At 28.1% G+C, this 12,139-nt stretch carries 9 protein-coding genes; 1 reads left to right on the forward strand and 8 read right to left on the reverse strand.

The features are described from left to right. Position 1 precedes the first annotated feature (1 nt). The 5 genes from H0I27_RS06300 to H0I27_RS06320 form a co-directional block, all read right to left on the reverse strand. Positions 2 to 2,848 (reverse strand): histidine kinase, encoded by a 2,847-nt coding sequence (locus H0I27_RS06300; protein WP_218732997.1) that lies wholly within the window; start codon positions 2,846 to 2,848, stop codon positions 2 to 4. A 103-nt stretch (positions 2,849 to 2,951) separates the two neighbouring features. Then, positions 2,952 to 3,881: a CPBP family glutamic-type intramembrane protease gene (locus tag H0I27_RS06305; protein WP_218732998.1), complete on the reverse strand. Its 930-nt coding sequence runs from the start codon at positions 3,879 to 3,881 to the stop codon at positions 2,952 to 2,954. Positions 3,882 to 3,940: 59 nt separating this feature from the next. Next, complete coding sequence (locus H0I27_RS06310; RefSeq protein ID WP_218732999.1) at positions 3,941 to 4,528, reverse strand: hypothetical protein; 588 nt, start codon at positions 4,526 to 4,528, stop codon at positions 3,941 to 3,943. Positions 4,529 to 4,538: 10 nt separating this feature from the next. Continuing rightward, positions 4,539 to 5,288, reverse strand: coding sequence for a prolipoprotein diacylglyceryl transferase (locus H0I27_RS06315; RefSeq protein WP_218733000.1), 750 nt, complete (start codon positions 5,286 to 5,288; stop codon positions 4,539 to 4,541). Between the two features lie 249 nt (positions 5,289 to 5,537). After that, positions 5,538 to 8,969, reverse strand: coding sequence for a T9SS type A sorting domain-containing protein (locus tag H0I27_RS06320; RefSeq protein WP_218733001.1), 3,432 nt, complete (start codon positions 8,967 to 8,969; stop codon positions 5,538 to 5,540). Between the two features lie 195 nt (positions 8,970 to 9,164). Between H0I27_RS06320 and H0I27_RS06325 the strand changes: the two genes are divergently transcribed. After that, positions 9,165 to 9,827 (forward strand): uracil-DNA glycosylase, encoded by a 663-nt coding sequence (locus H0I27_RS06325; protein WP_218733002.1) that lies wholly within the window; start codon positions 9,165 to 9,167, stop codon positions 9,825 to 9,827. Here H0I27_RS06325 and H0I27_RS06330 read toward each other — a convergent pair. The 3 genes from H0I27_RS06330 to H0I27_RS06340 form a co-directional block, all read right to left on the reverse strand. Continuing rightward, positions 9,811 to 10,824, reverse strand: a complete 1,014-nt coding sequence (locus H0I27_RS06330; RefSeq protein WP_218733003.1) for a glycosyltransferase family protein — start codon at positions 10,822 to 10,824, stop codon at positions 9,811 to 9,813. The genes H0I27_RS06325 and H0I27_RS06330 overlap by 17 nt on opposite strands. Positions 10,825 to 10,830: 6 nt before the next feature. Further along, complete coding sequence (locus H0I27_RS06335) at positions 10,831 to 11,709, reverse strand: UDP-2,3-diacylglucosamine diphosphatase (RefSeq protein ID WP_218733004.1); 879 nt, start codon at positions 11,707 to 11,709, stop codon at positions 10,831 to 10,833. 283 nt (positions 11,710 to 11,992) lie between these two features. Then, positions 11,993 to 12,133, reverse strand: coding sequence for a hypothetical protein (locus H0I27_RS06340; protein WP_218733005.1), 141 nt, complete (start codon positions 12,131 to 12,133; stop codon positions 11,993 to 11,995). Positions 12,134 to 12,139 lie beyond the last annotated feature (6 nt).

Consider the following 12,139-nt stretch of genomic DNA (forward strand, 5'->3'; position numbering starts at 1 on the left):
CTTATTTGCTTTTAATTATAAAAGTAGATATGTTTCCTTTTTCGTCGTTTTTAGGGTGTAATTCTTCTGTAAAATACAAGATTTTCCATTCTTCTAAGTTGTTTAAATACGTTAAACGTTGTTGTAAAACGCTAGAAGATTTTATTTTTTTACTTTTCGATTTAGTGTTTACAAATCCAACACCATCATCTATAATTAAAACTTTATAAGTAAAAGCATCTACTTTTTTAAGGTTGATGGTAACGGTTCCTGTATCAAATTTATTAAAAATTCCATGGTTTACAGCATTTTCTACAATAGGTTGTAACAACATCGTTGGTATTTTGGTTTTTCTGAGATCAATAGCATCATCAATATTAATTTGATATTCTAGTTTTTCTCTAAAGCGTAGTTTTTCTATTTCTAAATAATTGCTGAGCAGTTTTATTTCTTCTGTTAATGTGATAGTCGTTTCTTTAGACAGTTCGAAAAAACGTCTAATTAGTTTCGAAAATTTAACCAAATATTTTTCTGAGGCTTCAAAATTATTTTCATTAATAAAATATTGAATAGCTGCTAAAGAGTTGAAAACAAAATGCGGATTCATTTGCGAGCGAAGTGCTTTTAATTGAATCTCAGAAAGTTGTTTTTCTTGAAAAAGCTTTTTACTTTTTTGCTGTTGGTTTCGTTTACTTAAATACCAAACAGCTCTAAAAAACAAAGTTGTTAAAGTTAAAAGAACGATGGCTTTAAACCAAAATGTTTGATGCCATAAAGGAGTGATTGTAAATTCAATTTTTTGTTTAAAATCTTGTGATTCAATTTTTAAAATATAGGTATTGGGCTGTAAATCATTAAAATTAATATTGGTTGTTTCTGTTGTTTTCCAATCGCTTTGCAGTGGTTCTAATTTGTAATTATAAGTAAAGTGAGTATTGTTCTCAGAAAAATCTATCCTAGAAACGGCAATACTAATGTTGTTGTTCTCTAAGTATTTAAAAGTATTATTATTTTCAGTTATTGTTTGGTTGTTGTACGTTAATTTATCGATATAAATATCTAATAACTGATTGACGTTTTCTTGTTTTTTTGGCAAAATAGCAATTCCATTATTTGTACTTACAATAAGCTCATTTTTATGAATAAAAATATCATTAACTTGTTGAGAAGGAATGCCGTTGGCGATTGTTAATTGTTTTTCTAAAGTATAGTTATGATCATTTAAAACATATTTAAAAATACCGGAGTTACTTGCCAACCAAATATTTTTATTCTCCACAAAAGCATTATTCACAATTAAAAATTCTGATTTTGGTAATTGATATATGTTATTCAAATCGGTAATAAAGGATCCAAAGCCATCTGTATTTAATAATATATGGGTTTTAGATACTTTTGTAATACTTAGAATAGATTTAGAAAATATTTGTTTATTAAAAGTAACTTCACTTATTTCTTCATTTTTAATTTGCTTTAAACCATTTGTGGTTGCAACCAATAATCGATCATTAAAAACCATTAAATTGGTAATTCCTAGTTGGGGATAAACTTTAAGAATTTTCAGGTTGTTTGTATCAATTTTATTAATTCCTACAGTAAAATCGCCATATAAATACTTGTTAAAATAAATTAAGTTTCTAGCAGTTTGATTTTTATAATAAGGGAATTCTGTAAAATTAAACTCCTCGGTGTCTTTAGTGTTTTTTTTACGTATAATTTTGTTTTCCGAAATATAGAACGCTGTTTGTAAGGAGTCTATATAATTAGAACTAAAAATGTAATTATTTTGTTTAATAAACGGTATAAAATCTTTTTTGTCAGTTTGATATTTGAAAAAACCTTTGTTATAAATATTTGCAATTATGGTATCGTTTATTTTGTTGGTTTTAAGAATCTTTTCGTGTTGAAAAGCATATTTAATATTTCTTTTAGATTTACTAAGTTTGTATACACCATTTAAAAAAGTAGCAATCCAAACCGTTTCTTTTTTATCAATCATTGCAAAATGTGCATCTAATTTTTTAGGAATTAAAACTGTTTTTGTAATGTGATAATTAGCATCTAAAACACCTACAAATCCTCTTCCTGTAATCTGAATTTGATTGTTAATGAGATGTATTCTGGTGTGTTGAGATTTATTGATACCTACTTCATCTTCAAAATTGCGTTTATATAGTTTTAACGTATTTAAGTTTAATATTGAATAATATTTATCTGCTGTCCAATAAAATAAACTATCTGTTATTTGACCTCTATAATGGACAGTGGTTAGAATATTTTTAAGATTGGGTACCTTTTTTATATTTCCGTTTTTGTAGGTTAATTTTATAGTGTCTAAATTAATACTTGTCACATAAGAAGTAATAGCCGGATGTTTAAGATAAACTGGTGTTCCCTTTTTTAAGGAAGTCTTTTCTGAGACTAATTTCCATTTATCATTGATTAATTCATGCGCTCTAGAATTACTTGTTAGTATAATTTGGTTGCCTATTTGACTCGTATAATTGGGAGTGAATATTTCATTTTTGACTTCACTTTCAAAAGCATAAACACTATCATTTTTTATATAGCCTAATTTAGATGTTTTAGATAAATACCATAAATTACCATCTGGTGTTGGATGAATTCCCCATATATCATTGGTAGACAAACCATTTCTAGTTGTAAAATTTTTTAAGGTGTTACCATTGTATTTTACTAACCCTTTGTCTGTAGCAAACCAAATAAAACCATAAGCATCTTGTACAATTTTATAAATATGATTGCTAGGTAAGCCATCCTTTACAGTAATATTTGTGTACTGTTGAGAATAGGAAAAACTCCATAACATAATTATAAATAAAGTGATATGTAGTTTTAAGAATTTCAAGTTTTATTTTTGTTTATCAAAGATACAATTATCCTTTTCGTTATTTATAAGGGATTTCTTATCATTATAGTATGTTCTATAAAGAATATTCTTTTTAATATAATTAAAAAAAACGATCAATGTTTTGAAGTATAGCCATTGCATCCATTAGAATTGCGACACCTATATGAATTACGATTCCGCCTATTATAGATTTGCTATACATAGAAATTACGCCTAATACATAACCACCAAAAGCAGAACCTATAATTTCTCCGGTAGGTTTGCCTATATGAAAAAAAACATACAAGGCTACCATTGGTAGAATTGCTTTAGATCCTAAGTTTTTTACCATTCCTAATATTAAAAAACCTCTAAAAAACCATTCAATAGAAATAAAATCTAATAAATATATTGGTTCGTATATTACTAAAGCAAACCATTTATTTATAAAAGTTCCTGTATTTCCAATTGAAGGATATTGCCTTAAAAAACTTGGTTGATAAGAAGCAAAAACAATAAAAGGAAAAGCAATTAATAGTAACAATAAATATGGTTTCCATTTCACTTTTTTAAATGAAAAACCATAAAAATTTTCATTGTGTTTTTCAATCAATTTATAGAAAACAATAATTCCGATTGAAAACATTATAAAGCGAATAGTTCTAGCAATTACCTTTGTATAAAAACCTACTTTTTTAGGCGCTATATTTTCTTGAATCCAACTGTAATGATCTAAAAATCCAAACCGAATACTAACCAATAGAATTGCAAATAAACTTGTAATCCAAAAGGATGATTTTTTAAGAAAACTAAAATCGGTCTTTGTGGTTGCAATTATTACAATTGTTGAATAGTATGCAAAACCAAAAAATAAAAAGTAATACCCATATATATAAGTTGAATCATGATGCTGTCTAAAAAATAATGTAGGAATATTTGTGGTATGATTTAGGTAAATTAGAATTCCTAAAAATAAGAAAAATAGTAAATAGGTAGTAATTTTATAATCTTCAGAAAAATGTTTTTTTAGGTAAGTTAGTATTGTTGCCATTTATAATAGTACTAATAAACGAGTGTTAGAATTAACACCCGTTTATTTTATTAAAAAAATTAGTCCGTAGTAAAGGTGAAATAAATTTTAGGTATACCATTATTAGCAACAGGACCACCTCCATTACTTCCACTATCTACAAAATTAGAGCTCACAAAAGTAAAGTTGCTACTAGCAAAAGGAAATGTAACAGCTGCAGTATGACCATTAGAAGTATTTAAACCATCGCCACCAGTTCTTTTAATTGTATAATTTACACCTGGTACAATTTCATAAGGAGTTGTAAGAGAAATATATTCTATACTCGAATTAGAAAAGGTACTACTAATGGTTGGTCCACCTACAATTTCTATTTCATAACTCACAGCACTATTATCTACGGCGTATGGTGTAGTTTGTGCAAAACTTTGATAACCTATAGCACAAATACTACCTGGCTCACTAGTTGTAAATACATATTCATGTACCTGTAAATCCATAGATTTATTACTTAAATCAGATAATGCAGTTTCTATTGTAGTGTCGGCATTATCACAAATATCACCTGAAGGTGTTGGTGAAAGTCCATCTCCACAACCAGCACCAATGATAAGTACAGCAGTAATTAATAATACAAAAGGTAATGTGTTTTTTAATAATTTTTTCATGATTTTAGTTTTAAAGTGTTATTGTTTTTGATTTTAATTTGAGATATAAATAAGTTGTTATGCTTATAAAAATAAATGCAATAAATTGAGAATGTGAAAGGTAATCTTGTATAATAAAACCTCTTGAATCTCCTCTAAAAAGCTCTAACAGACTTCTTGCAATTCCATATAATATGATGTATGAAAGAAATACTTGTCCATCAAATTTCTTGTTTTTTCTGATAATAAAAAGCAAGCTCATAATTATTAGAATAGAAAATACTTCGTATAATTGAGTAGGATGGACGGTTACCGAATTTGTACTTGGAAAACTAATTCCGAGAATAGAATTTGTTGGTTTTCCATAACAACAACCTGCAAAAAAGCAACCCATTCTACCAATTGCATGTACAATTGTTGTGGTAATAGCTAGAATATCCATTAAAGGTAAAATGGTTATTTCATGTTTTTTTAAATACCAAAAAGTAAATAATATTATGCAAATAAAAGAACCATAAAAAACAAATCCACCAGAAAAAATACTGAATATATTTTTTGGGTTTTGTATGTAATAAATAGGTCTTTCAAAGAATAAAAATAATTTTCCACCAACATAACCAGCAATAAAAATTAAATAAAAAAAGATGTTTGGTAAAACGAGATTTAGTCTTTTTTTAGTTTGCCATTTTGTATATAAAATGGCTAATAGTGTACCAAAAACAATACAAATTGCATACGTATAAATAGTAATGTTTTGATATTCTAATAGCTTTGGATACATTTTTACATTTTTTTAATCTAGTATTTCTACCAATTACTTTAGTTAATAATTCGACAACATGACCAGAGATGCATCAAAGTATTTATTTTTAAGTCTTTTATAAGGTGTTATTTGTATAAATGATGAGCTCATTTAAGATAAGTTGGTTTTCATTAAAGGAAAGAAAAACTCCATATGATTTTTTAAAGAATATGGAGTTTTAATATTGAAAATCTAATTTCTCTTTTTCAAGGATGTTTTAGAGAGTGATTAATTTACAATCACTTTTTTAGTAGATGATTTTTCTTTGCTTATCAGTTTAAAGAAGTAAATCCCTTTTGATAAATTTAAATTAGAAATTATATTCTTACCGATGTTTACGTCTCTTTTTTTAATTTCTTTTCCAGTAATCGAGTAAATGAATAATTCAGACTTCTCTAAAGTGATAATATTCATTTTTCCGTTAGTTGGGTTTGGATATAAAGAAAACTCAAGAGTATTATATACATCAGTACTTAATGCAGTACATTCAGCCTGATTATTCACAAAGTTTGATGTTGTATCAATATTTGTCCAATTGTCTGCACTCCAAGTAGCATTATCAACCTCTATACAAGTTAAACTGGGATTGTTAATTGCATTAAAGAGTGTAAAAAGAGCGTTATTTCCGTTTTTTACATTTAAAGAAGTTAGCGCATTAGACTGTATATCTAAAGAGGTTAATAAAGTATGTGCACTTACATCTAAATTTGTAAGGTTATTATAGCTAACATTTAAAGTAGTTAAGGCTGTAAAATCGTTTATACCCGTTAAGTCTGAAATATTTTTACTGGAAATATCTAAATTAGATATAATATTTATATTGTCTGTAAACACTTTGCTATCTGGAGTTCCTTTATCTAAACCAGCATTTATTAATGCCATTTCAAAATTGTTATCAGGAATCGTAGTTTCTAGAGAAACTGTAGTATTGTATGTATTTGTTATTACAGGCGCATTATAATCGAAATAAATATTTGCAGTGGTATTAAAAGTATCACCAATAACTGCAGTGCTTTTTGGTTTTATTTTATAAAATAACCAACCATGACTAGCAGGTTCATTACTGGTACTATCTGCCAATTGTATGTTTTCAAAAATAAATTCTACTTTATTTGAGTTGGTAATTGCAGTTCTGTAAGAATGACTAGCTGCAATTGGTTGAAAAGTAGCCATGTCTAAACCTGCATCAATAATGTCTTTTACTACAATATTTATTGCAGATGCGGTACCTGTATTTTGAAAACGAACTCTATACGTTAAATCATCTGGTACTTGTGAGGTACTAATTTTATCACCTTCAAAACAAACCACATCATTGGGGTCGTAAGCATTTACAATAATATCAGAAAAAATATGAGTGTTATCTGTAGGTGTTGCATCACCTGTTAAAGGTGTAATAGAGGTGGTGTAGGTAATTGTATCTCCTCCATTTACCGGATTTATAGGGTCTGTAGGTGTATTTATTGTAAAGTAGACGTCAATATAACTTTCTTGAAAAGGTAGAAGGTTTGTATAATTCCAAGTTAAAGAATTACTTGTTTGAATGTCTGGTGTGGTACTTGCATTATTAAATGTTTCTTGATTCTCATTAAAATTTAAAGTAACCGCTCCGGACGGAATAATTGTAGAACCATTATTTCTGTAAAACACTCTTAACTGCGTATCAAAACCTGGTCTAGATTCCGATGTTGTAAAAGAATATATTTCTACGTCGTCTATTTGAGTATTTGCTGTAATACAAAAATCGATAGTTTCTGTGTTTCCAGAACCCGTAAAATTGGTGGTTTGTGTAGTTGGAGTTGCTGTAAAATATGAAGGGAAGTTTGGTATTAATTCAGTTGTTACAGAAGTGTCATTAATATAAATTGTGTAGGTGCCATCTACAGCACTAAAAGCAGCCGCACTAACATTGGTACTTGTACTGTTAATTCTAGTATTTACAGATTTTGTATCTGCAGCATCGCAACCATCATTATTAAAATCAAAAGAAACTGTACCAGTTATTGTATTAGAATTTACAGGCACAAAAGAACAATATTCCGTAAAGTTGGTTTGCGAATCTATGTTTGCATAGATTCCTGCAGAAACGGTAGCATCATCAACACAAATAGAAAATAAATTTGGATTGTTATTTGCCACTAAATTATTACTAGAAATGCTAGATGTATTTCCATTTTTAAGATTTAAACTGCTTAAATTAGGATTAGAGTTACAGTGTAAAGCATTTAAATTTGTAAAACTTGATAAATCTAAATCTGTTAAAAGGTTACCTGTACAATATAGATTATTTAATGTTGTACTTGTTGTAGTATCTAAACTTGTTATTTGATTTCCATTACAACCAAGGGTAGATAAAGAAGTGTTAGATAATGTATTTATGGTTGTTAAGTTATTGTTACTACAAGAAAGGTTAGACAAGCTTGTATTTAAGCTTACGTCTAAAGAATTTATAGCGTTATCACTACAAATTATAGTAATTAACCCTGTGTTTAAACTTGTGTCTAACGTTGTTAATTGGTTATTGCTACATATTAATGTTACTAAAGTAGCTGTAGAAGGTAAGGTTAAACTTGTTAATAAATTATTGGCAGCGTTTATAGAGGTTAGTCCAGTTGATACGGAGGTATCTAAAGTTGCTAATTGATTAATGCTGCAGTTTAAAGTTTTTAAAGATGATGATACTGGTAAAGTTAAACTTGTTAATGAGTTGTTAGAGGTGTTTAAAGTAACTAAGCCTGTAGCCATGGATGTATCTAAAGTTGTTAAGTTATTTTGATTACATGACAGTTTTGTTAAAGTAGTACTAGCAGGTACTGATAAATTAGTTAAAGAATTAGAATATATAGAGATTTCTATTAAACCTGTGGAAATAGAAGCATTTAAACTGGTAATACTATTACTCCAAGAATGTAAATGAGTTAATGTATTAGAAGAAGGTAGTGTTAAACTAGTTAAGTTATTGTTATAACTTTTTAAGGTGATTAGGGAGGTGTTGTTTGTAGCATCTAAACTTGTAATCTGATTTTGAAAACATTCTAGGTTCGTTAAGGCTAAAGAAGATGAGGTGTTTAATGATGTAAGTTGATTATATTCACATTTTAAACTTTCTAATAGAGGTGTATTTGTTATGTTTAAATTTGTTAATACATTATTATTTGTGATTACAGATGTTAATGCCGTTTGATTAGAAAGGTCTAAGGTAGATAAGTTATTATAAGAAGTATTTAATGTTGTTAATGTTCCTGTATTCGGAAGTATAAGTGTTGAAATACCTATGGACATTCCACTAAAATCATTATAATTAATATTTGAAGCACAATCCAAATATGTTAGATTAGATAATGCAGATAGGTCTAAACTAGTTAAATCATTATTACTACAAGTTAAAGAGGTTAAATTAACAAAAGCTTCTATTCCTGTAAAATCTGAAAGACCGCCTTCTAAAAAACCCATAATTTCAAAACCTTGATAGCCAGAAATAATTAATTCCGTAACAGCAGCGGCTTCGGATACCTGTATTTCATTATCATTATTAGTATCTATACTTGGTGAGTAGTTTAGAAGAGCTTGTTTAAATTCAGTATCTGGGATATTTACAATCTGGCTAAAAATTGTACTAGAAATAAACAAAAAAGTTAGAGAAAGTAGTTTTAGTTTCATAAAGTTGAATTTTTTTAAAGTTAGGACTTGTTTTTAGCGGAGTAAAAGAGGTAAAACATTGTTTTTTAATAGTTAAAAGACGTATAAAACTAAGCGTTTTTAAGTTGTTTCTGATAGTGCATTAGAGTAAATAAGGGTTTGGTTAAAGGAAGCGTCTATTTAGTTTATTCTAATAAAAGAAGTATTTTTGTTGTTATGAATACAATACTTACCAAAAGTTGGCAACCTCTTTTAGAATCAGAATTTGATAAACCTTACTTTAAAGAATTAACAAATTTTGTAACATTAGAATATAAAAATTACCAATGTTTTCCGAAGCAAGAAGATATTTTTGCTGCGTTTAACTTTTGTTCTTTAGATGATTTAAAAGTAGTTATTATTGGGCAAGATCCTTATCATGATGAAGGACAGGCAAACGGATTGTGTTTTTCTGTAAAAGACGGAATGAAACAACCACCTTCATTAAAAAATATTTTTAAAGAAATTGCAACAGATTTAGACCAAGAAATTCCACAAAGTGGGAATCTAGAAAAATGGGCAAAACAAGGTGTTTTATTATTAAATGCGACTTTAACGGTAAGAGCACATGAGGCCGGAAGTCATCAGAAAAAAGGGTGGGAAGACTTTACAGATGCTGTTATTAAAAGCATTTCTGAAGAAAAAGAAAACGTTGTTTTTTTACTTTGGGGTAAATTTTCAGAAAGTAAAATGAAATTAATAAATTTAGAAAAACATACTATTTTTACCGCTCCACATCCGTCTCCTTTAGGTGCTTGGAGAGGTTGGTTTGGTAGCAAACATTTCTCTAAAACTAATGCCATTTTAAAGAACTTAGATAAACCTACGATAGAATGGTAGGGAAAGCAGTTTGGTTTTCATAAGGTAATAAAATAGCATCTAAAATGTCTTCTGTTGTGTCTGGGTAATCTACTGGGATAAAAACATCACTCTGAATCCATTTGGCTATTTTAAGAACTTGTTTTTTATTTAATTTTTTTAATACAGAAACCCCCATTTTTTTTAGTGCTAAAGCATTACATTGTTGTTCATATTGATTTTTCATAGGAATTACCATTAACTTTTTCTTTAAAAATAAAGCTTCAGAAGGTGTTTCAAAACCTGCTCCACAAAGAACTCCTGCAGAAGAAGCCATACTTTTTATAAAATCGAATTCGTTAATTGGGTAAATGGTAATGTTTTTTTTAAAGATTAAACGTTTATTTTCCTTAGAAAAAATATGCCATTTTATAATAGGTATTTTAGATAAGACCTCTACAATTTTAGCCACATTATAAGATGGTAAATAAACTGTTATATGCCCTTTGTTGCTTATTTTTTTAGCTCGAATACTTTTTCTTATAATCGGTGTAAAAATAGCAGAACTATAAGGTTTAAAATGAAAACCAAACCGAAGACTTGCAGGTGCGTAGTGTTTTAAAATTAGTTTTTCTATTTTGTGTTTTCCATATTTTGGAGAAGCAATATCTAAAACCGCGTTTTGGTGACTTAAAGATACAATGTTTATATTATTTATCTTTGCGGCCCAAGCAGAAACAGGCTCAAAATCGTTAACTATTAAGTCGTACTTTTTTATGGGGAAGTTTTTAATTTCATTATAAAAACGAGTTAATTTCATTTTTTTGTAGCTTTCCCAAAAGTCAATACCTCCTTTTTTCCCGAAAGTGAAATTTAAGCCATGAAGTTTGTATTTTATGTCGAAACCCATATCTAAATTACTCTCATTTCCACTAATTAAAATATCTAAATCTCCTTTTTCTTGAAGAATTGGTATAATTTCTTTAGCTCTTGTGATATGGCCGTTTCCTGTACCCTGAAGTGCATATAATATTTTCATGATTAATTATTTTAAGGGTTTTTGAATATCAAATTCTTTCAGTAACTCTTCAAAAAGAAAATTGTTCTTTTCTTCTTTATTTGCATTCTTTAGCTCATTTTTACTAAGTTTCTTGTCAGTGTTTTGAGCTATTTCATCATTTGTGTATTCATATAAACTCCATTTGCGATTTTTGTATTCTAAAGCCGTTAAATTTTCAATCCAATCTCCAGAGTTTAGATAGGTCGTTTTTCCTTTTTGGTTTTCAATTTCTCTAATTTCTGGTTGATGAATATGTCCGCATATTACATAGTTATACTCATTTTCAATGGCAATGTCTGAAGCTGTTTTTTCAAAATTGTCAATAAACTTAACGGCACTTTTTACACTGTTTTTTATCTTTTTAGAAAGTGATAACTTTCTGTAACCAAAGAGTTTACTAATCCAATTTATAAAGGTGTTTATTAGAATTAAAAAATCGTAGCCTTTTCCGCCTAATTTTGCTAACCATTTAGAATGTTTCATGGTGATATCAAAAACATCTCCATGAAAAATCCATGCTTTTTTATCATCAATGTTTAAAACGAGTTTGTTTAAAATTTTAAAGTTTCCTAATTGAAAACCTTTAAATTTTCGAAGCATTTCATCATGGTTTCCGGTAATGTAATAAATGGTTGTTCCTTTAGAAAGGAGAGAAGTAATGTGTTTAATTACATTCATATGAGACTTTGGGAAATAACGTTTGTTAAATTGCCATATGTCTATAATGTCACCATTAAGAATAAGAACTTTTGGCTGAATTGTTTTTAAGTAATTTAATAATTCTTTTGCTCTACAACCATAAGTACCTAAATGTACGTCTGAAATTACGACATAATCTAACTTTCGTTTTTTTTGTTTTTTCATTTTGTTTCATAAAAAGAAAAAGAATTGTTTCTTGTGTAAACAAGTTTATGAAGAAAATGATTTTCTAAATAATTGTAAACAATTATCTTATTTCTAAGTTCTTTCAAACATAAAAAGAGAATGTGTTGTAAACGTAAAATAAAAATGAAAAAAAGGTAAGATAAACTTTATGAAAAAGTTTACGAATAGTTAGCTAACTATTAAGAGGCGTAGTGGTTTAGAGTAAAAAAAATCCGCAGTAAACGCGGATTCATTGAATTTGAAATTAAGAAACAATTAGATTTTAAGTTAAATCTACTTGCTTTAAGGTTGTTTGAATAGTTGTGGTGTTATCTGCTAAACCGCAAGATTTTGAGGTACTTCTACAAGAAGAAAAACAAAGGATTCCTAAAATACAAACTGCAATAAATATTACTTTTTTCATAGATAA

The organism is Polaribacter sp. HaHaR_3_91 (assembly GCF_019278525.1).
Taxonomy (GTDB): Bacteria; Bacteroidota; Bacteroidia; order Flavobacteriales; family Flavobacteriaceae; genus Polaribacter.